This is a genomic window from Chitinophaga sp. 01L420 (assembly GCF_056399985.1).
The window spans coordinates 61,008-83,889 of record NZ_JBFTSK010000003.1; the positions used below are offsets into that span (position 1 = coordinate 61,008).

Sequence of the window (22,882 nt, forward strand, 5' to 3'; positions counted from 1 at the left end):
AAGGGAAGACCTCGGATCGGGAAATCATTTTACGCAGTCGGGAAACTTTCCTTTCATTTATCAAAAATAATCGGCCCTTGTAGACAGAATATTTATCTTTGCCCCCTGTGAAAAAAAGAGGAGTCTACATATTATTTCTCATTTTCATACTTCATCATACTGCTTTCGACCAGCTGCTCAAATTGCCCGCACTCGTAGTGCACTACCAGGAGCACCATGCACGAAACAGTGAGCTGAGTGTGACGGGATTTTTATGTATGCACTACTGGGGACAGGATGACAACGATAATGATGACGAAAGGGACATGCAATTGCCCTACAAAACAGTGGATATCCATACACTGCATCATTCCTTTATTCCACTCGCCAAAGTGATGGCAGTGAAACTGCAAACCTATCGTGAAATAACTATTCATTACCCGGCGCTGAAAGACAACTATCTGCCTGAACCAGCGCTCACATCACCTTTTCGCCCTCCCAAAGTATAACCCTTTTCGTTTTTTATCTGAGCGCTACCTGTCATTAACGGGTGGAAGTGCGCATTTTATTTCTATTTGAATTAACGAAAAAGAGCATGCTAAATAAGATCATTAGCTTTTCTGTAAAGAATAAAATGGTTATAGTACTGGAGCCTTCGCTTGGATTTATTCCGTGAGTAATGGCGCAGGCGGCCAAAGGGTAGGTGCTGGCGGTACCGGATGATGCTGCAGTAAAATGGGAGAATAAACATTATATTTTTGTATCAGCAGGAAATGATAAATTTATAATGACGCCGGTAGAAACACGTACCAGTAACGGGGGCTTTACAGAAATAAAAAGTAATATTGGTAACAAAGAAGTGGTTACCAGGAATGCATATACGTTGTTGATGAAGATGAAGAACGGAGGAGAGGAAGGATAAGAAGAAGATAATCCGCCTGGCGTATCTTTTTGGTATGCCAGGCTATTGATACATACATTCGTTTTTTTAATCAGCACTATGGCAAATATAGTAGTACCGGAAGCAGGTAACGTACAAAGCAAAAGTAAGATTACTACTATCTCAATTATTGCCAGCGGAGGGCTCGCAGTTGTTAAATTTATAGTTGGCATATTAACGGGCAGTCTTGGCCTGATCGCAGAAGGTATACACTCCCTGCTGGATCTTTTATCTACGTTGGTCACCTTTGTTGCCGTGCGCGTAGCGGCCCTTCCACCGGATGCCAACCATCCTTACGGACATGAGAGGGCGGAGTCATTGGGTGCATTGGCAGGGATGACATTATTAGGCGCTACCGCGCTGATTATCGGTTATCATGCGGTGGTGAAAATTTTTTGGGAGCCCGGTGCGCCGGAAGTCAGTATCTGGTCATTCGCCATTATCATCATCAGTATTGTAGTGGATTTTATGCGGGTCAGAACGTTGAAAAAAGCTGCCCGCCACTATCAAAGCCAGGCACTCGCATCTGATGCCGAGCATTTTGGAAATGATATGCTGGGATCGGTGTCAGTACTGGTAGGTTTATTATTCATCTTTTTGGCTAAATACCTGCCATTGCCTGTGTGGCTGGTGGAACGTGCTGATGCATTTGCGGCACTGGGTGTAGTGGGCATCGCATTTAAATCGGTGTGGAGTATTGGTTCAGAAGCCATCCGTTCACTGATGGATGATGTGCCGGAAGACCTGATGCCCCGGTTACAGGAGCTGGTAGAAAAGATACCCGGTGTGGTGCCTGGTGCGGTAACCATCAGAACCCGCTTTGTGGGTAACAAACCCTATGTGGAAGCGGTGGTGGGTACACTGAGAAGTCTGACATTTGAAAAAGCACACGAGCTCACCGAAACCATTGAATATGCCATCAAAGAAGAGTTAAATGGTACCGCAGTAGTGATTGTACATGCGGAGCCTATTCATACCAACGATGAGCCATACAGCATTACGGTAAGGTCGGTAGCTGCAAGGCTGGACCTCCGTATCCACAACCTCAACCTTTACCAGGTAGGTGATGAAATGAGGATAGAGCTGGACCTGGAAGTGGCAGATGACCTCACCTTACAGGAAGCACATACCAAATCGGAGTTGCTGGAAACAGCGCTGATACAGGAGTTTCCATTACCGGTAAAAGTAACGGTGCATATTGAGCCAAGAAATGAAATGCCAAGAGAGGCTACCCGTCAGGCGGACGCCTTTGAGAAAGTAAGACAGGCATTATCGAATTTAGATGCCTGGCCCAACGTGAAAATAGATGAGGTGTTATTAACAAGTGAAGGATTGGTGGTCACACTGATCATCTTCTTACCGGGTCATACTTCACTGGCTCATACTCATACCGTCATGTATGATCTGGAGCGGGCATTAAAGCTGGAAATAACAGATATTATCCGCGTACATATTGATCCGGAACCTATTGTGTAATGCCCCGCTGAGAGGCGGCAGATAAAGCTTTTACGGTAGCGCTGGTTTATAAATCAGCGTTTTTATTTACATTTAGCTGGAATATGGATACTGTAAATAAATCGGGATTGCAATTTCTGGCAGGTGGAGGAGAAATGGGCGCTTTAACCCGAACCTACCCCTGGGAAAATACCTGTCTTGGTCATCCGGAGACATGGCCACAGAGTTTACGTACCACCCTTAGTATTATATTAAATTCGCGTTTCCCCATGTTCTTATGGTGGGGAACTGAACTTACCTGTTTTTATAATGACGCGTACCGGCCCAGTTTGGGGAATAACGGCAAACATCCGGGAGCGCTGGGTCAACCGGCTCAGGAGATATGGGCAGAGATCTGGGAGTTGATAGAACCGCAGATTCAGCAGGTGTTATCTGGTGGTGGTTCTACCTGGAATGAAGACCGGCTCATTCCTATTTACAGGAACGGGCAGCTGGAAGATGTATACTGGACGTACAGTTACAGCCCCGTTTGCGATGAATACGGAGAGATCGCCGGCGTGCTGGTGATCTGTAATGAAACTACCGAAAAGGTAAATCAACTGATCACTCTTGAAGAAACAAAAAACCAGTTACAGTTTGCCATGGATGCGGCAGGACTGGGCGCCTGGGACCTGGACCCCGTCACCAATAAATTTCGTGGTAACAGTCGTCTGAAGGAATGGTTTGGACTACCAGGCCATGTAGAAATTCCGCTGGAGCTGGCCATGTCAGTGATAGCGGAGGAAGACCGACCTACCGTTACAGCCGCCATACAACATGCTTTGGATCCCGCTTCCGGCGGAGATTACGATATCACCTATCATATCATACATCCGCAGACGCAAAAGCCCAGAATTGTGCGGGCGATGGGGAAAGCTTTTTTTCATGACAACGGAGAAGCGTTTCGTTTTAATGGCACGCTACAGGATATTACCAAAGAAGTGATTGCACAACAGGCGTTGACGGAAAGTGAAAGCAATTTCCGCATGCTGGTATTAAATGCGCCAGTGGCCATGTGCGTCTTTAAAGGGCCCAGCTTCATCGTGGAAATTGCGAACAGGCACATGATTGAACTCTGGGGTAAAACGCCGGAAGAAGTACTGGGAAAGCCCATATTTGAGGGTTTGCCGGAAATTCGTAACCAGGGCCTGGAAGGGTTGCTGCAAAATGTATTTGAGAGCGGAGAACATTATATCGCCACCGAACGGGTGGTGTATTTACCGCGGCATGGCGGCTTACAACGGTTCTATCTCAACTTCGTATGGGAACCGCTGCGTGGCGCCGATGGCAGTGTCATAGGCATTATTGCTGTGGCGTATGATGTAAGTAATCTGACCGAACCGCGCCTTAAAATAGAAGATGCGGAAGAACGATCCCGCCTGGCGATGGAGGTATCTGAGCTGGGTAGCTATGATGTGAACCTGAAAACCAATACCATTATTGGTTCTCCCCGGATGAATGAAATATTTGGTGTGGTGGAAGATTCCACATACGATGATTACATTTATTCCGTGTATTGGGAAGACCTGCCCATCCGGATGGCCGCCTATGAAGCGGCTATGAAATCCGGTGAGTTGTTGTACGAGGTGAGGGTGATCCATCGGGATAAACGTATTCACTGGGTACGGGTAAAAGGCAGGGTATATTTTGAAGATGGGAAACCGGTACGCCTGCTCGGTGCCGCACTCGATATTACGGATCAGAAGCAACGCGTAGATGCCCTGGAAGAAAGTAACAAACGCTTTAAACTGCTGGCAGATGCCATGMCACAACTGGTATGGATAGCCGATACGGATGGTAAGGTGATTTATTACAATTCAAGATTGAAGGAATACAAACTGATCTCTGCTACAGAAAATGGCTATCAATGGGAAATGTTGCTGCATCCGGACGACCAGGAAGCAACCGCCATTGCCTGGCGTCATGCGGTAGAAGGCGTTGCTCCCTACTCTATGGAGCATCGGGTACTCATGAAGAACGGAGATTACCGCTGGCACCTCAGCAGGGCAATTGCAGAAAGAAATATTAACGGAGACGTGGTGCAGTGGTTTGGCACTGCCACAGATATCCACGCCATGAAACAGGCACAGGAAACTATCCGGGAAAGTGAAGTCCTGTTTCGTCAGCTGACAGAAGAAGCACCTATGTTCGTGTGGATCACTAACACGGACGCCTATATGCAATATGCCAATAAGGAATTGCTGAAATATGTAGGTGTCGATATTCAGCAACTGCGCTTATCAAATATCTGGAACGAAGTGACGCATCCGGACGACATCCCTACTGTGGCCGCTATTTATGAGCAACAGAAAAAGCATCCCGAACCGTTCAGTGTGGAATGCAGAATCCGCGAAGGGGCTACCGGGAAATACAATTGGTTTTTGTTCAAGGGCGTGCCCAAAATAGAAAAGCAGGTATTCCTGGGCTTTATTGGTACTGCCGTCAACATCCAGGGGTTCCGTGATGCAGAACAAACCATGATGGAGTTTTCGCAGCAGCTGGAACGACAGGTGGCAGCGCGTACACATGAGCTGGCAACGGCCAATCATCAATTGCGTCAGACTAACCAGGAGCTGGAACAATTTGCTTATATCGCCTCACATGATTTGCAGGAGCCGTTACGTAAAGTGCGCACTTTTGCGGGCATGATTTCCGATCCTGATCAACATTCAAAAAGACTGATCGATAAGATAGAAGTGTCTGCAGCACGTATGGCGCGGCTGATTCACGATGTATTGAATTTCTCAAAACTCTCTGCCTCCAGGGAACTTTTTGAAGCGGTAGACCTGGAAAAAGTATTTGATAATATCCGCACTGATTTTGAATTGCTGATAGAAGAAAAGGCTGCTGTGATTACCCATGATCCGCTACCGGTCATAGAAGGGATTTCAGTGCAGCTGAATCAGTTGTTTTCCAATCTGGTGAGCAACTCACTGAAGTTTAGCAGGGCAGGGGTACCGCCGCATATTACTGTCAACGTCGCGCCGGCAAACGAAACGGAAATTTCCGCATACCCCGAACTGGTGGCCGGGAAACGATACTGCCTGGTTACGTTTAAAGACAACGGTATCGGATTCAAGCAGGAGCATGCGGAAAAAATCTTTAAAATATTTCAGCGCCTGCATAGCAAGGATGATTACTCAGGTACCGGTATTGGTCTGGCACTGTGTAAGAAAATTGTGATGAATCATCATGGCAGTATTGATGCCATTGCAGTGCTGGATGAAGGCGCAGTGTTTAAAGTAATACTTCCCTATGAACAAACGGCAGAGTAGTTATTTCTCCGCTTGCGCTTTAGTACGTGCAGCCAGGATATCCAGGTAATGCGGGTTAAACATCACACCCAGTATATTACCAAATGGATCTACTACAGAGGCGGTTACAAAGTCATGGCCGCGTTCAGTAATACCTTCCAGTTCGGTGGCGCCCATAGACAACAGTTTAGCCAGGGTACCAGCTACATCTTCCACATGCCAGTATACGATGGCACCGCCAGGACCACCGATGGTAGCTCCTTTAGGCGCATAGCTGCTATCAATCAATCCCAACTCATGTTCATAATCACCAATGCGGAATTCTGCATATCCGGGTAATTCAAAATAAGGGGCGATGCCTAACAGCTCGCTATACCATTTCTTTGCTGCTTCATGATCAGCGGCGAAAAGACTAATCGTTGCAATGCCGCGTAAAGTGTTTGGATGTGCCATGTTGCTGTTTTTTTAAGGTTAAAATTTATTGCTTGATACAAAAGTATTCCGGCCTTGTGACAGCTCTATGTCAGGGGTGTGAAACTTTTTTTTGAGAAAGGGCAAAATACTCCATCAGGGTTAATTTATGCGGCTCAAAGTGCTCCGCATGGGTATGTACCTGCAACATCCGGTCCAAACGAAAATTGCGGTAATCTTTTCGCAAACGGCACCAGGCTACCAGTAACCAGTTGCCCTGGGTACTTAGTAACGCGAATGGCTCTACCGTTCTTTTCGTTACCTGTTGCGTGTCTCCGGAGAGATATTCTATGGTGATGAGATTAAAATTGGTAAGGGCTAACTGTAGTACAGATAAGTTATTGCTGGTTCTGATATCATCAGAATTCTGGCTGAACAACACCCGGTTGGAGAGCAGGTCTGCTTTGTCTTTGGTGCTGTGTCGTAATACGGATCTTATCTTGCTGATAGCATTCCTGTATTCTTTTACCAGGGATGCGTCTTTATTCGTCAGCACTAGTTGTTCGGCGGTGATCAGTGCGTTGGCTTCGCTTTCGGAAAACATCACTGGTGGCAGATGGTAGCCTTCCATGATGGTGTATCCTTTTCCTTCTTCCGTTAAAACAGGTACGCCTGATTTCTCCAGTGCTTTGATATCTCGGTAAATGGTACGTACGCTGACACCAAACTTTGCAGCCAGTTCTGTAGCCGTAATCAACCGTTTGGTTTGCAGCTGGGTCAGGATGGCCGTTAAACGGGAAAGTCGTTTGGTATCATTATCAATATCGTTCATGATGCTACAGCATATAGGTGGCCGCTGCATAAATTTAAACAAAAAAGGCACGGGTTAGTACCGTGGTGTCATTGTTTATTGCTGACCCGTTTAGAGCTGAGCCAGATGCCCGCCAGTACCAGCACGCCGCCCGCTATTTGCCAGCCGGTAAATGTGTCCTTCAAAAATATCATGGCAATCACCGCGCCGATCACCGGATTTAAATTCAGGAAGTTGCCTACCTGCGCAGCAGGTAAACTTTCCAGTGCCCGGTTATACAGGAAGTAAGCCAGCGCAGAGGCAAATATCGCCAGGTACGCCATACCCGCCCAGGCCCTGCCGGATATCTCCGGCATGCCATGGTAATATACATCCACCGCAGCCACCGGCAATAGTAAAGCAGTACCGATGAACGTACTTACAGCCGTAGCTGATAAAGTATCTGTCTCCTTAATACTCCTGGATAAAAGCGTATATCCGCTCCAGCAACAAACTGCCAGCAACATCAGTACACTGCCCAGCAACGCATGGGGAGCGCCTTTTGGCGCGCCTACAAAGCCCACCAGTATTACCCCGGTTACACAGAGTATAATACCGGCAATACTTTTCGGTGCGAGATGTTCTTTTAAAATAATGGCAGCCGGTATGGCAATGGCTACCGGGATCAAACCCTCTACCAGCGCCCCCATAGAAGCAGGAATATACACCATGGCAGAATTAAAGAACCCGTAGTAGATGGTAATGCCCGCCAGCCCCATTAAGACCAGCTTTTTATAAGGCAGCTGCTGTTTTACTTTTCTCCGCTGACGAAGATAAAATGGTAATAACACCGCACAGGCCATCAGGTGACGTAGCGTTGCAAACACAAAAGGACGTACCTCCATGACCACGGTTTTGGTGATGGAAAAAGAACTGCCCCATATGAGCATCACCACAACAATACTGATTAAACCCTTTGTACGGTCTGTTAGAACGATTTTTCCCATAGCCTTATTCGTGTGTACAAGATACCCGTTTTTCTGAACTTCAATGGTAATCGAATAGTTTAATAGGGGTTAACTTACTTTTCAGCATCGTAGTCAAGAAAAGATGAACCTTGTCTTATTTGAATAACCGGTATATATAATATGAGGTGATGTATATGGCAATATAATTATTCCAGGTATCTTTTCGCCCGCTCTTCTTATCTTCTGCTTAATTTTTTAAAAAGTTTAGTATAAATAAACAAAATCTGAGTTTTTTATTTTAATATTACTCAGCAGAAGTACAGTGAACAATGAATTTATCTGTCGACATTAATATACGTTTTGAAAAATTATTTGTGCGTCAGCAGCAGGAGTGTTTTATAAAAAACGTTGCTGTTGATGACGCTTTGCCTGTAATATATACTAATCTTCCAACCGTAAAAGTATTGACATGAAAGCTGAAAAGGCAGATGTAGTAGTAATAGGCGGCGGCATATTTGGTTGCGCCATCGCTTATTATTACACCCGCAATAACCCCGGGAAAAAAATCATAGTGCTGGAACGTAACGAATTGTGTAATGCTGCTACCAGTCGTGCTGCTGCCTTAATGACAAGGATCCGCCCCCGGAAAGCCTTTATACCACTGTCCCTGGAAACGTACGACGCAATAGCCGCTATGGAAAAGCAGCTACAGGAAAGTATGGATGTAAAAACGGTGGGTGTGCTGCATGTGGCGGCAGAAGAAAGCAGTGTAAATGACCTGGCTGCTTTGATGGCTGTTGCTGCTGAATTTAATGAGCCTGCCATGCATATTTCGCAGGAAGATGCACGGAAGCGGGCACCATGGCTGAACACCGCCGAGGCAGTAAAAATTGGGTATATCCCTGGAGAAGCTTATTGTGATCCTTACCTGCTGGGTACTTTTTATGCCCGCTGTGCAAAAATACAGGGGGCCATATTCAGGCAGGGCATAACGGTAGATACATTGTTGATGGAAGGAAAGGTAGCTGCAGGTGTGCGCACCAACGAAGGCATCATCACGGCAGATATGGTGGTGGTGGCAGCAGGTGCCTGGGCGCCGGTTTTTGCGGCGCAGGCGGGCATAGGTTTGCCAATGGCGCCGGTGAGAAGTCAATACTGGATTACAGAAAAGAAACCGTTTTTTCCGCCAGGATCACCTATTGTGTTGCTGCCGGATGCACAGGCGTATGCACGGCCGGAAGGGGAGTCCCTGTTGTTTGGTGTCAGGGAGAAGAAATCATTTAGTGTTTCACCGGAAGAAATACCTGCCGACATTCACGGTTTCCCTTTCAGTCCGGACAAAGGCATGCACGACCTGATGGAAGTAATAGAAAGATTGGCCAGGTTTTTCCCCGGCATTTATGAAACAGGACTCCAACATTATGTAGCAGGATTTTCCGGATATACGCCGGATAATAACCTGAGCATGGGGAAACCAGAAAATGTGGATAACCTGTTACTGGCAACCGGATGCGTAGGCGCCGGCATCGCCGTTTCCGGCGGCGTAGGACGGGCATTTGCAGAAATGGCTGCAGGCCATCCCAATCCATATGATTTCAGCAGCTTTGACATAAACCGTTTTGGTGCCGTAGATCCTTTTAGTCCGGAGTGGCTGGAAAGATGCGCCATGGCAAGATCGCTGAAGAAAAGCGGTTGAGATAAAGACAGATCCTGAAAGATATATTTATTTAAATACTGAACAATGAAAATGAAATCATTACTATCCCTGTTAGCGCTGCTGATGGGGATCACCGCTGTTGCGCAGCAAAAGACCCGTACTAAAAACATCATTTATATTTCGGTGGATGGCTACCGTTGGAAAGAACTGTTCAGAGGCGCCGAGCAGGCATTGCTCACCAATAAAAAATATAATTCCGCCAGCGCCGCAGATAATCTCAAACGTTATTGGGCAGAAGATATCAAAGAAAGAAGAAGAATGCTGATGCCTTTTGTATGGAACTATATGGAGCAACATGGTCAGTTATACGGTAACAGGGATCTTGGCAACAATGTGAACGTACGTAACAAAGCATGGATTTCTTATCCGGGCCGGTCGGAAAGTATTACTGGGTACGCGGATCCGGCGATTACTACAAATGACCATCCTGATAATCCCAATGAAAATGTGTTGGAGTTTATTAACAAACAAAAAGGATTCAATGGCAAGGTAGTCACTTTCGCTTCCTGGGATGCAGTGGGCAGGATTGTGAATAGAAACAGGAATGGTATGCTGGTGAATATTCCCTTTGATAATCTGCAGGGAAGTAACCTGTCTGAGGCCGAGCAACTGGCTACTGAAACACAACACTACGCTCCTAAGATATGGGGAGACGGAGAACGCCTGGATGCCAATACCTATGCGTTAGCACAGGCGTATATTTTAGCACATCACCCCAGAGTAGTATACCTGGATCTGGCAGATACGGATGAATATGGACACGAAGGAAAGTATGACGCTTACCTGGAAGCTATTCATAACATTGATGCGATGATCGGACATCTCTGGGAGCGGTTACAACAGGATGGCTTCTACAAAAATAATACGACTTTCATTATCGTGCCGGATCATGGCCGTGGAGATGACCATCAATGGACCAGCCACGGCTCCTCTATTCCACATGCGAATGATACCTGGTTGCTGGTGATGGGACCGGATACACCTGTACTCGGCGAAGTAAAAGCATCACAACAAATTTACCAGGATCAGTTTGCGAAAACACTGGCGGACTTGCTGGGCTTTAATTTTACCAGTCAGCAGCATCCGATAGGAGAAGCGATACCTGGTGTCACCGGGCATTAAAAGCATATTGTATGAAAAATAGAAAAGTGTGGTTATTACTGATGATGGCCGCGATATGTAGGAATACTGTCGTGGCACAGTCGCCGGTATATGTCCTGGATTTTGACAAGAACAATTTTAAAGAAGTGATCACACCTGCAGCAGAAGCGGTATATACCGTTGATCTGCAGCAGTCACAGTTTTCAGCCGGACTAAATGGATATGCGCTGGATCTTTCAGCGAATGCCATTTTAAGACGACCTGTAAAATTGGATAAAGCAGCACTGCCGTCCTTTAATGAAAAAAGTTCCTTCTCTGTTCAGATCTGGGTAAAAACATTGCCCGGTGCATTAATGGGGACACCACTCATGGGGAATAAAAAGTCGGGCGATTTTAATACCGCCGGCTGGCAGATCTATTCACAGGAAAACGGTGCCTGGGCATTCATCTTACAGGATGGTAAAAACCGCTATGATTATAAACCTACTGCCCAACGACAAAAAATTAATGATGGAAAGTGGCACCAGATTGTTTTTACCGTGAACCGCACAAAGCGGGAGGTATGGATGTACCTGGATGGCGAAAATGTGGCGATTTATAATACGCCGGGTGCCGGCAGTTTTGAAAGTGAACTGGCCACTGTTGTGGGTGGATCAGATGAAAAATGGGAATATGCTTCCAACGCGCAGTGGGATGCTTTTAATGGATTTATTGATGACGTAAAAATATGGAACCAGGTCATCACGCCGGAAGCGGTACACCAGTTGTATGTAAATTACTTCCCGGAACCCGCAGGCAATAAACCACTTGAGCCAAAACAACTGAAAGTGTTATCCTGGAATATATGGCATGGCGGCCATCGATATGGGCAGTACGTAGGATTGCAACGGCTCATAGAAACGATCAAATCCACCAATGCAGATATTGTAGGGTTAATAGAAACATATGGATCAGGAGAAGTGATTGCAGATTCGCTGGGATATTATTTCTATCTCATCAGCTCCAATCTCTCCATCATGAGCAGGTTTCCGATTGCCACTACTATTACCTCCGATAAGCCATCTAATTTTGGAGGTGTAAAATTGAAACTCAGCCCGGATCGGGAACTCTTATTTTTTGATACCTGGCTGCACTATCTGCCGGATTATAGCGACAGTGTGATCAACAAGCATAAGTCCGCTGCCGCGTTGATAGAAGATGAATCAGCTACCAGGCAGGCGGAGATGACCAGCATTCTTGCGCTGATTCAACCGCTGCTTAAAAATACCGCACAGGTACCTGTTATCATGTCCGGCGATTTTAATATTGGATCGCACCTGGACTGGACGCCGGCTACCAGCGCCATTCATTATAACCTCGCCGTTGAATGGCCGGAAAGTAAAGCCATGATGAATGCGGGATTCACGGACAGCTACCGGCAGCTCCACATCGATCCGCTGCTCGATCCGGGATTAACCTGGTCACCAAGGGCCGCCACTTCTTCTACGAAGTACGGCATGAGAGACCGGATTGATTTTATTTATTATAAAGGAGGTAGCCTTCAACCAATCATATCCCGTGTCATCGATTATCATCCAGTCATGTTCCCATCAGATCATGCGGCTGTGATGACGGTTTTTGACTATACGAAAGGAGAAAAATAACCAGGCTTAAAATTAAATAATGATGGACAGGAAAGAATTTCTGGCAAAAGCCAGTCTCGCAAGCGGCGCTTTGGTATTTGCGCGTTTCCCGGAAGTATCAGCCAACAAGGCAAAGATCCGGTTTGGGGTGATTGCTGACCTGCATCATGATGTTATGCATGATGCTCCTCAGCGTTTATCTGCTTTTATTGAGGAGATGAATACCAAAGCACCTGATTTCATTATTCAGATGGGAGACCTTTGTGTTCCTAAAAAAGAAAATGCCCCGCTGATGGATATCTGGAATCGCTTTAAAGGTCCCCGGTATCATGTAATAGGTAATCATGACACCGATGGCGGATTCACCCGTGAACAGGTAGTGGAATTCTGGAAAGCACCCGCGAAATATTATTCTTTTGATGCCAATGGGTTCCATTTTATTGTGCTGGATGGTAATGAGCATAACGAAAGTAAGTCCCGGCCTCCGGGCTATGCGCGATTTATTTCTCCGGTGCAATTAGCCTGGCTGAAAAAGGATCTGGATAATACCAGTCTGCCAACAATCGTATGTTGCCATCAGGGATTGGACAATGATGCCGGCGGACTTGAAAACGGCACGCTATTGCGTTATACACTGGAAACAGCTAACAAAAAGGCCGGCAAACAAAAAGTAATCCTTGTGCTGAGCGGACATCATCACCAGGATTATTACAATCGTATCAATGATATTCACTACATACAGATTAACAGTGCTTCCTATCAATGGTTAGGTGATGATCACCAGGAAATGCGTTACTCCGCAGAGATAGATAAAGCGCATCCCTACATAAAATATACGGTGCCTTATAAAGATCCTATCTGGGCCATGATTGAAATAGATAGCAAAGGAACAATTACCATTCAGGGAAGGAAAACAGTTTTTGTAGGATCGTCTCCGGAAAAGCTGGGGGTAAATATGGATGAATACATTTATCCTATCGTTCCTTTTATTTCCGACCGGAAATTAGGAAAATCATAATTTCAGTACTTAATTTTTGACCATTGAAATACATCACACGCTTACTGACATTTAGTACATTATTCTTTTTGCACACTTCTTTCAAACCTGCGAAGCCAGCACCTTTTACCGTGATCACCTATAATGTGTGGAACGGATTTGAAAGTGAAACACCACGGAGAAATAGTTTTGTAGCCTGGGCTAAACAGCAGCAGGCAGATGTGATCGCCTTCCAGGAGTTGAATAATTTTACACAGACCTCCTTTGCGGAACTGGCTAAAAGCTGGGGACATCCCTATGCGGTGATTGTGAAGGAGAGTGGATACCCGGTGGGTATATCTTCCCGCTATCCTATTACCAATGTATATAAACAAATAGAAGGCATGCATCATGGTTGCCTGTATGCGGAGATAAAAGGAATCAGTTTTTTTGTGGTGCATTTTTCTCCTTTCAGCAGTGCTAAAAGACAAGAAGAAGCCAACGGGATTTTACAGACCCTGCAGACTAAAAATAAGTTCTCTGAAAAAGTGATTGTGCTCGGCGATTTCAATGCCTTTTCTCCTGTTGATAGTTTATTCTACACCACTTCTGGTGTGCGCGACAGCATGTACGTTGCGGAAACAAAAAACAGTGTGTTGCGGAATTTAAATGCGCAGCATGAAATAGACTATGCCGTAGTTCGTTCGTTTCTGCATCATGGTTTTTATGATAGCTTTTCTTTATTATATCAGCCTTTTGATGCGAGCTATCCTACTAAAGTCTTTCCGGGAACCACTGTCAGCGATCAGATTAAAATTGATCAGGTATTATTATCGGCTAAAATGAAAGCCAGCTTTAAGAGTGCACGCATCATTAAAGATGCGGTAACAGATACTTTGTCCGATCATTATCCGATCATGGAAACTTTTAAAGCCCAATAAGCAAATGGACTCGGGCGGTGCTCCCGCCACCCCGTGTCCGTTTATGAACATGCCCCTGCCATAACCGGACATTTCTTCCGAAAAGTAAAATTATAACTCCAACATTATCAGCGCTCTTGTGATTGGCATATTTTTGATCTTTAACAGCTAACCTCACCTTGCTGTTATGTTCAGAAACTATATCAAAATCGCCTGGAGAAATTTGCTCCGGAACAGAGTATATGCGATTATTAATGTCGCAGGCCTTGCATTAGGGATTAGTGCGTGTCTGGTGATATTTCTCAGCGTGCACTTTGAGTTGGGCTATGATAACTTTCATCCGGGTAAAGAAAATATCTATCGGGTGGTAGCAGAGCTGGGATCTATGGAAAAGGGCTTTCATAAAATGCCTTCTGTGCCGGATCCTGCTCCTGACGCATTCGCTGGTCAGTTTTCCGGTATTGAGTCGATGGCAGGCATACATCCTATCCGGGTTAAAGCGGCTGTTAAAGGTGAGAATGGAGAACTCAAAAAGTTTGAAGCACCTCCCAGTGGCGAAGGAAAGCCGGATGTAGTGATTACTTATCCTGAATACTTCCGGATATTTCCATATACCTGGCTGGCGGGCAAACCTGCCACGGCTTTTCAGGAGCCATCTACCGTGGTATTGACTGCCAGTAAAGCTGCTAAATACTTTGGTGACTTGTCACCCGATCAGTATATCGGGAGAACGGTGAGCTATAATGATTCCATATCACTCACGGTGAGTGGCATTGTGGCGGATTTACCGCAGAACAGTGACCTGATATTTTCAGATTTCATTTCTTATGCCACTGCTAAAAATACGCCGTTAAAAAACATGTTTGGTTTTGACCAATGGGGCATGTTTGGCGGCACACAGCTATTTGTGAAATTGCATGCGGGTACTGATACCGCGCAGGTAAACAAGCAGCTGGCCACCTTTGGGAATGAACATATACAAACTGGGCCCGGAGGAAGTAAACTGCTTCGCTTGCAGCCCTTATCAGATATTCATTTTAATACTGATTATAAAGATGATTTTACCCGGCAGGTGCATTTACCCACTTTGTATGGTTTGATGGGCATAGCGGCTTTTATATTGATCATAGCAGCCATTAATTTTATTAATCTTGCTACTGCGCAATCTGTGGCAAGATCCAAGGAAGTCGGTATCCGGAAAGTGCTGGGCAGTAATCGCCGCAGCCTGGTGTTCTATTTCCTGACAGAAACATTTATCCTGACGAGCATCGCGGTGATTTTCTCGTTGTTTGCGGTGAAACCCTTGCTGACATTATTCAGCGCTTTCATGCCCAATGGGGTTGAGCTGCATTTGTTCAGCTGGCCTACCATCCTATTCTTATTGCTGATTACCCTGGTAACCACCTTGCTATCTGGTTTGTATCCTGCAAAGGTGCTGTCATCTTTCCATCCGGCATTAAGCCTGAAAGGGGCTACCGGGCAGAAAGGCAACCAAAAGGGATCGCTGCGCGTAGGATTGGTGGTATTTCAGTTTACCGTTTCCCTGATATTTATTATCGGGTCACTGGTAATGAATAACCAGATGCGCTATATGTTAAACAAAGACCTGGGTTTTAAGAAAGACGAGATTATTACCATCCCTACAAACGATAGTTATCCTAAGACGCAGCCTGGTGTGCTGGCAGAAAAAATAAGTGCGCTGCCGCAGGTGACTATGGTTAGCTTAAGTGAAGGAACACCTGTGGCCCAGGGGCATTGGGGTACCAATCTTAAATCGATGAGTAAAGACAATGCAGAAGTGGATTGTCAGCTGGAACTGGCGGACGATAAATTTGTACCGCTTTACCAGTTAAAATTGCTGGCAGGCAGAAATTTGTATACTTCGGATACTATCCGGGAAGTACTCATCAATGAAACCTGTGCCAGGGCATTGGGATTTCAGCGTCCGGAAGATGCCATCGGTAAATTAGTAAAGTCCGGCATCAGCGATAAGCCCTACGATAAGATTATACCTATTGTAGGCGTATTAGCGGACTTCCACGTGTTGTCATTGCATGATCCGATCAAGCCTACCTTCCTTGTTTCATCCACACAGATCTGCCGCTCTTTAAATATAAAGTTATCCCTGGCTGGTACCTCGCCGGATCAACTGAAACAAACATTGTCTGGTATTGAAAAAGCATTTGCCAGCGTATATCCCAACGAGAAATTTGACTATCGTTTTTTTGATGATACGATCAGCAAATTTTATGAAAAAGAAAGGCAGATGGAAGGGCTGATGAATACTGCTATGGCCATTGCCATTATTATTTCCTGTCTGGGATTATTCGGACTGGCTGCATTTACTGCCCGTCAGCGTACCAAAGAAATCGGTATCCGGAAAGTAATGGGTGCCAGCGTAAGCAATATAGCCGCTTTACTGAGCAAAGATTTTCTCCGGTATGTTTTCATCGCTGCCGTGCTGGCATCTCCTATTGCCTGGTATTGCATGCATAAATGGCTGCAGGGATTTGCTTACAGTGCCCCCATTTCCTGGTGGATATTTGTGCTGGCAGGAATGACGGCGATGTTGATTGCATTGGTGACAGTAAGTTTTCAATCTATAAAGGCCGCGCTGGTGAATCCGGTAGAGAGCCTGAAGGCGGAGTAAATTAACTGAATTATAAAATGGGAAATCCTTTCCATATATCTTAATATATGGAAAGGATTTTTCAATTAGGGTGTCACTTAAGGTTTATACAATTTATAAATTCTGGCCGTATTCCCTGGCGGCGGCGTGGTAGGGCCTCCTGTTGCCGGGCGGAAAAAATAGATCGTATTTTTTTCATCTACCCCTAATATTTTTGCATCGTAGAAATTAACATACTTCGCCAGCCCGGTGGTATTGGCCTGTACTCCGCTAATATCCGCTGGTAAGGAAGAGAGAAGGGGAGGTTCTGCTGTGTGGTTGATCGTATTGATCTCACATCCGGCATACATGTAGGCTACGTTTTTTGTTATGTTAAAGGAGGTAGGAGACAATACCGAGTGGAACAATACCATTTCACCGGTAGAAAGTACCACTGTATTCCTTGCATTGAAAGCCACTTCATAATCCAGGCTAATAGCCTCTGATTTTTTGTTATGGGCATATCCGGTGATAACGCTGCTATCGAAATAACTGTAGGTGAAAGATTTATTACTTCCGGTGAAAGACAGTAAAGGTTCTTCCCGTCTGAAATCATAATAGGAAATGTTGCTGGTGATGCGATCTCCTTTGATGCCGGTGAAGCCTAATAACGTAATGGGATTGAAAGTGACGCCATCAGGGGTGGAAGCATACTGACCGGGATACCTGGAGTCATTGCTGAACGCTGTTTTTACCTGCCCGTTTACCGATATATTTGATCCAATACTCACCACGTTATTAGCTGTGATGTACACAGTATTTTCTACATACAGGTTGTTGTACGCATCAGGATGAATTTTATCAATCACCAGGTTTACCTGCGAAAGTGGGCCGGTAATAAGTCCCGGGCCTGGTACATCGTATATTCTGCTGGGATTGTTGCCAAAGCCACCAAAAAATGAACGGTTCACGGTGGTCATCTCATGTGTGTGCAGATCTATTTTTACTAATCGTACTACCCCATAGCGTCGTGCGTCTGGGTCCGGATTATTGGGGCCGTTGTCGCTGACCTCTCCACTCACATACAGGCTCTTTTCATCCCAGCTTATTGCAGCGGCTTTGAGATAGTTGAATTTAAAAATGTCATTGCCGGTACCATATTCCGTTTTGACCGCCACCAGTTGCTGCGGCGCAGTAGCCCCGGGCAGTAACAGGTATGCTGCTCTGGAATTCGAAAAACAAATCTGCCCCGAGTGCCCCACATTGCCATCCGTGATATGGGAGAAGTCGAACCTGCGGAGGCCATCCTGAACAAAAGCAAGCAGCGAATCTACTCTTAATGTCGTATCTGTTTGCCCGGTAAAAGGAGGGAGATCCACTATCGCAATTGCAGGCGCCAGTATCGTTTGACCATTGGCCGTAATCTGTACCGGCCGGTTGCTGCCTGCGCCCATTTCTTTGGTGATAAGCAGTTTAATAAAATCTCCGTCTACCACCGGTATTTCCGGCGTGCCATAAATCGAAATCTTTTTGGTGTATACCACCTTTCCGATCACATCACCTATCCGGATCTCTACCGATGCCGGAAATAACCGCCCAGCCAGTACCATGGTATCACCTACCTGGAACTGTGTTTTGTATACATAGTCGTAGCGGTCTTGTATGTTACCAAGACCAGTACCCACTAATGTGGCATGACCGGTAACCAGTGATGGCTGTTCGCTTAAACGTTTCTGGTCATTGACTACCTTTTTACAACCGGAAAAGGCAGCGATGATAAATACCGCTGTCGCCATTATCCGGAAAGAAATATATTGTTGCCGCATGATTGTATTTTTAGTTCATTCTTTCAATAAAAAGTTCCGCATTCGCACTGAAATTTCTAACCTTACCGGTATAGTCTTTGTAAGATACCGGCTGTGTATATCCTTTAAACACGATGGTGTAGGAGCGGCCGGGAGTAGCATCTATAAAGGTGCGCAGCAGCATATTTTGTGTATCATTTATTCCGGCAACACCAATCGATAAACGGGCTGCTGCTGTAAATGGAATGTCCACGTATGGCGTTACCTGCCGGAAATGCACTCCTTCCGGAAACACGGGCATTTTCTCTTTGCCCAGGGATAACAATACAGTGTCGTTGGAAGCACTCATATGCGCCATTCGTAACCTTATCTTTCCATCAGGCAACTGTCTCTCATCCGGCGTGCTGATAATAATATAGGTGCCTGCACTATCGGTAATATATAAAGAAGTATACGCATCAGGCTCCAGGGAGATGCTGGCCCGTTGCAGCTGTTTAAATGCGGTATCAGTAATGCCAGTGTTATGCATACCAGCTACCGCGTTCATATAAGTCACCCAGGGTAGTACGGTATTGTATTCCACATTAGGATACAAAAAAAGGTTCCTGTTGGCGAGTGGCCCCGGGGAATTATTAAAAAAGGGTAACTGCAGTCTCCCATCACCTGACACCGGATCGGGTTCAATACTGTGGGAAATACTATCCCACAAAATAAGTACCCTTTGTTCTGACTGTGCACCACTCAACATCGTAGTCAGTTCAACCGAGGCATTATGAAAGCTGATCCTGCTTTTATTTTCCGGGCTATTCAGGGATGTTTTGCTGCAGGCATTGAGTAGCAAAGCTGCCAGTATCATCGCTATTATTTTTTTCATACAGATTGTTTTAGGTAGATGACCACTGTTTGTTTAGAAGGCATAGGTAAATGACAGGTTATAAAATCGCCCGGTATGATACAATAGGAAAATGTTATCCCCTTTTTTAGCGTAGCGGTGACCTGTGTCATTCGTTGCCATTTCTTCTTTTTCGTATTTGTAATTGTCGTTATTATCTTCCGCGAGTCTATACGGTTGATCGAGCAGATTTTGCACCGTGAAACGTGCCTGCAATGATTTATACAAGCGTTGTGATATACTCAGATCCAGCAGATGCCGGGGTAATTCAAGGATTGACGGCCTGGTAGACAATATCCCCGGAGCGAGTGCGGAGTCGGGTTTAATGGAGTTCATATTGCGCACACTCACAGCGTAAATGCTGGTACCGCTTACATTATAGATGACACCGATTTTAGTGCCACTGCCGGCATTTTCGTAATATAAACCGGCGTTGATGACATAAGGTGTCTGGCCCTGCAATGGTCGTCCACTGAAGGTCCCCAGCTGATCACTGCCATTGAGTATGTCTTCTGTATTGGATACTTCACTTTTAATCCAGGTACCATTCAGATTTAATGATAAGCGGCGGAAAAAGCCGCCGGGAATAAACGACAGACTTTTCCTGACCTCAGCTTCTATGCCATATACATCCGCTTTTTCCGGATTCTTAAACATAATACTCGTATATCCGTATACGTCAAAACTGTTTCTGTCAATGCGGAAGCGCTCAATAGGGCGTTGTATATGTTTATGGAATACGCCTATATTAAAAAGCTCGTTCTGTGTGGCGCCTGTAGGATACCATTCCAGCCTGATATCATAGTTGTCAATGGTAGAAGATATCAGGGAAGGATTACCGGTAATTTCTTCCATGGCGGTATAATCACGATCTGTAAAAGGACTCAGCTCTTTGAAATCAGGGCGGTTCACCGTACGTCCGTAACCGGTACGGATGGTCAGCTTCTTCATTGGGGTGAGGGTAATATTTACAGAGGGCAGCAGGTTTGTTTTTTCGAGATTAACGTATACCGGTAATACGAAGCCGCCGGCATTCACCGAGGAGGATATTTGCTGCCGGTTGTATTCCACGCGTACGCCGGCATTCACCGTGAGCATGCTGTTGAAAGGGTGCCAGTCCGTCATCAGGTAGCCGCTGTTATTTTGTTCACTACCTATATATGCATCTACCGGGGTAGTGGCATCATACAATTCGAGGCCGCTGCCGTCATTGCGGAAGTAGTTGGCATTCCACAGGTGAGGCAGATCTGTTTCCCGCCATTGTACTACTTGCTGATTTACCACTTCCGGATTGGTAGGGTGACCGTTGATGACTTCAGTACTGTTAAATAATATTTTGCCCTGTACGCCGTAACGGTTTACTTTAAAATAGCGTCTTGCTACGTCACGGGTGCGAAACAGGTTATAGCTGCCGGTTTTCAGCTGCAATGTTTTGGTAATAGGAATACCAATATCGAAAGCACCGGTATAGGTTTTTTGCCGGCTTTCCTGGAAGAAGCGGCTCATCATACCATTGATGAGGTTTACAGGATCACCGATATTGGAGCCCGCTGCTTTCCAGCGCCAGTCTTTGAGCTCTGTTTCCACATTTATATGACCAGTGGGGAGATAGGTGGTATAATAATTCATCCTGCGTTGATCCGGACGGTTATCGAGATACCAGGTGTAGCCCAGGCTCCAGTTGGCATACCAGCTGCTGTCGGCCGCTAAGTAATGCATGCCGTTCAGATTACCTGCATACATACTTCGTTGCTGAAAACTGTATTGCACTGATTTAGTTTGCTGCGATTGATAAGCAACGGAGGAGTTGGCGGTCCGTATGTAGGAACTGGTGAGGTTCCTGCCTTCGTTCATCAGAAAGTTCTGAAAGGTAAGGGAGTGATGGTCGTTAAATTTTAAAGTAAGATTTTCTAACAGGTTGGTTTTGGCAATTTGCGTGGCCTGTTGTTCATAGCCTATTTTATCATGCTCTGTATAAAGTGATTCATCCTGGCGAAAGGAGCCGCCTGTTTGGCGGTACAATTGATAGTTACGGTTGTCGAGTTGATAGGTGAAGGAGGTAAGATTATATAGCCGCCATCTGCCGGCTTTCCAGTTATCGAAATAATTAACATACAACTGCATGTCCGGCATTGCCTTTCGCTGATGCAGGGAAAAGTCCGGATTAAAGCCACTGATTTTTTCATCCAGCGGCCTGAGGTTTACGAGGCCGCTGCCATCACGTATATTACCCATATTGGCGGGCAGCTTGCGGGTGCCGTCATCAAAGCCCAGCGCATCGTATTTACCACCATTGTAGTGCATCATCTCTTTGCCGGTGGTGCCTTCCCGGTAAGATAGCTGCAGCCCGACATCGAGGTGGCGTACGGGCTTTGCATTTTTGGTAAATACTTTTACGGCACCGCCGGCATAGTCACCGAATAACTCCGCTGTAGGTGATTTATATACGAGGATGCGGTCGATGATGGAAGTAGGTAACAGATCATATGCAAAGGCCCGGCTGTACAATTCAGTAGAAGGCGCAATGTTGTTGTTGAGATAGGTGATGTTGTAGCGCTGGTTCATACCACGTACCACTATAAAGCGATCATCAGTAACGGTAACACCTGCAATACGTTTCACTACTTCTGCCGCATTCCTGTCGGCTGTCCTGGAAATCTGTTCGTTGGAGATCCCTGATACCACTGCGCTGGCGCTGCGGATTTCCGTGAGCAGCTGTTTGTCGCTGGAAAAGGTAACAGATTGTACACGATGAGCGCCGGCATTTACCACCACTTCTTTCAGGGCTTCACCTGCCTGCAGCTTTACATCATAGGCGGCGGATTTATTTGCCGCTGCGGTCACATCAGAAAGGACATTACGCTGATAACCACTATACGTTACCAACAGGGTGTATTTCCCGGCAGGAATATTTTTCAGACTATAGAAACCTTTTTCATCGGTAATGGTACCCTGTGTGCTGTTGGCGATCTGTATAGTGGCGCCTGGCAGTGGTTGCGCGGTTTCAAAATCTACCACCCTGCCATGTATTTCACCGGTAGCCACTTTTTGTGCGGGTGGATTTCCTGGCAATATGAGAATATATTCATTGCTTTCGCGGTACAGCAGCGCGGTATTTTTGAGCAATGCCTGCAGTATCTGTGCTACGGGTGTTTCGTTAAAGGATAGCAACGGAACCTTGAAAGACTGTACATCTGTTGCGGTGAATGCAATGGATATTTTCGATGTCTTTTGTAACTGCTGTAATGCGGCGGACAATGATTGTGGCGGAAACTGTATCGTCACTTTTGTCTGTAGCCGGCTTTGCGCAAAAGCGCCGGAACAAACACCCAATACCAAAATATAAAGCAAAAAGATGCCCCTGCCTGAACGGAGCCGTTCAAGTACAATTTTTTTCATGATGTG

The 22,882-nt window shown here is 45.8% G+C and carries 16 protein-coding genes; 10 read left to right on the top strand and 6 right to left on the bottom strand.

Annotated features, from left to right (window positions below):
* Positions 1 to 107: 107 nt before the first annotated feature.
* From AC1DP6_RS04225 to AC1DP6_RS04240, 4 genes are all read left to right on the top strand, one after another.
* On the top strand, positions 108 to 488 hold the full coding sequence (locus tag AC1DP6_RS04225; protein WP_477053715.1) for a hypothetical protein: 381 nt from the start codon (positions 108 to 110) through the stop codon (positions 486 to 488).
* A 278-nt stretch (positions 489 to 766) separates the two neighbouring features.
* A complete protein-coding gene (locus AC1DP6_RS04230; RefSeq protein ID WP_477053716.1) occupies positions 767 to 901 on the top strand; it encodes a hypothetical protein in 135 nt (44 codons plus the stop codon).
* Between the two features lie 78 nt (positions 902 to 979).
* Positions 980 to 2,395, top strand: coding sequence for a cation diffusion facilitator family transporter (locus AC1DP6_RS04235; RefSeq protein ID WP_477053717.1), 1,416 nt, complete (start codon positions 980 to 982; stop codon positions 2,393 to 2,395).
* A gap of 83 nt (positions 2,396 to 2,478) precedes the next feature.
* Positions 2,479 to 5,688: a PAS domain S-box protein gene (locus AC1DP6_RS04240; RefSeq protein WP_477053718.1), complete on the top strand. Its 3,210-nt coding sequence runs from the start codon at positions 2,479 to 2,481 to the stop codon at positions 5,686 to 5,688.
* On the opposite strand, the gene AC1DP6_RS04245 is transcribed toward AC1DP6_RS04240, so the two are convergent.
* The 3 genes from AC1DP6_RS04245 to AC1DP6_RS04255 form a co-directional block, all read right to left on the bottom strand.
* Positions 5,689 to 6,120: a VOC family protein gene (locus AC1DP6_RS04245; RefSeq protein WP_477053719.1), complete on the bottom strand. Its 432-nt coding sequence runs from the start codon at positions 6,118 to 6,120 to the stop codon at positions 5,689 to 5,691.
* Positions 6,121 to 6,190: 70 nt separating this feature from the next.
* On the bottom strand, positions 6,191 to 6,910 hold the full coding sequence (locus tag AC1DP6_RS04250; RefSeq protein WP_477053720.1) for a helix-turn-helix transcriptional regulator: 720 nt from the start codon (positions 6,908 to 6,910) through the stop codon (positions 6,191 to 6,193).
* Between the two features lie 68 nt (positions 6,911 to 6,978).
* Entirely contained in the window at positions 6,979 to 7,875 is an 897-nt protein-coding gene (locus AC1DP6_RS04255; protein ID WP_477053721.1) for a DMT family transporter, read from the bottom strand.
* Between the two features lie 430 nt (positions 7,876 to 8,305).
* On the opposite strand from AC1DP6_RS04255, the gene AC1DP6_RS04260 reads away from it, so the two are divergent.
* The 6 genes from AC1DP6_RS04260 (at position 8,306) to AC1DP6_RS04285 (ending at position 16,822) form a co-directional block, all read left to right on the top strand.
* Complete coding sequence (locus AC1DP6_RS04260; RefSeq protein WP_477053722.1) at positions 8,306 to 9,532, top strand: NAD(P)/FAD-dependent oxidoreductase; 1,227 nt, start codon at positions 8,306 to 8,308, stop codon at positions 9,530 to 9,532.
* A 45-nt stretch (positions 9,533 to 9,577) separates the two neighbouring features.
* Complete coding sequence (locus AC1DP6_RS04265) at positions 9,578 to 10,675, top strand: alkaline phosphatase family protein (protein WP_477053723.1); 1,098 nt, start codon at positions 9,578 to 9,580, stop codon at positions 10,673 to 10,675.
* An 11-nt stretch (positions 10,676 to 10,686) separates the two neighbouring features.
* Positions 10,687 to 12,297 carry a LamG-like jellyroll fold domain-containing protein gene (locus tag AC1DP6_RS04270; protein ID WP_477053724.1) on the top strand — a complete coding sequence of 537 codons (1,611 nt, stop codon included), beginning with the start codon at positions 10,687 to 10,689 and terminating at the stop codon, positions 12,295 to 12,297.
* A gap of 19 nt (positions 12,298 to 12,316) precedes the next feature.
* Positions 12,317 to 13,294: a metallophosphoesterase family protein gene (locus AC1DP6_RS04275; protein ID WP_477053725.1), complete on the top strand. Its 978-nt coding sequence runs from the start codon at positions 12,317 to 12,319 to the stop codon at positions 13,292 to 13,294.
* Positions 13,295 to 13,317: 23 nt separating this feature from the next.
* Positions 13,318 to 14,193: an endonuclease/exonuclease/phosphatase family protein gene (locus tag AC1DP6_RS04280; RefSeq protein WP_477053726.1), complete on the top strand. Its 876-nt coding sequence runs from the start codon at positions 13,318 to 13,320 to the stop codon at positions 14,191 to 14,193.
* A 166-nt stretch (positions 14,194 to 14,359) separates the two neighbouring features.
* The gene (locus AC1DP6_RS04285) at positions 14,360 to 16,822 is read left to right on the top strand and encodes an ABC transporter permease (RefSeq protein WP_477053727.1); all 2,463 of its coding nucleotides are present in this window, start codon (positions 14,360 to 14,362) and stop codon (positions 16,820 to 16,822) included.
* A gap of 77 nt (positions 16,823 to 16,899) precedes the next feature.
* On the opposite strand, the gene AC1DP6_RS04290 is transcribed toward AC1DP6_RS04285, so the two are convergent.
* Genes AC1DP6_RS04290 through AC1DP6_RS04300 form a run of 3 tightly spaced genes read right to left on the bottom strand, consistent with a single transcriptional unit; the run spans position 16,900 to position 22,876 of the window.
* Complete coding sequence (locus AC1DP6_RS04290) at positions 16,900 to 18,606, bottom strand: hypothetical protein (protein ID WP_477053728.1); 1,707 nt, start codon at positions 18,604 to 18,606, stop codon at positions 16,900 to 16,902.
* 10 nt (positions 18,607 to 18,616) lie between these two features.
* The gene (locus tag AC1DP6_RS04295; protein WP_477053729.1) at positions 18,617 to 19,459 is read right to left on the bottom strand and encodes a hypothetical protein; all 843 of its coding nucleotides are present in this window, start codon (positions 19,457 to 19,459) and stop codon (positions 18,617 to 18,619) included.
* A gap of 33 nt (positions 19,460 to 19,492) precedes the next feature.
* Positions 19,493 to 22,876 carry a TonB-dependent receptor gene (locus AC1DP6_RS04300; RefSeq protein WP_477053730.1) on the bottom strand — a complete coding sequence of 1,128 codons (3,384 nt, stop codon included), beginning with the start codon at positions 22,874 to 22,876 and terminating at the stop codon, positions 19,493 to 19,495.
* Positions 22,877 to 22,882: the final 6 nt, after the last annotated feature.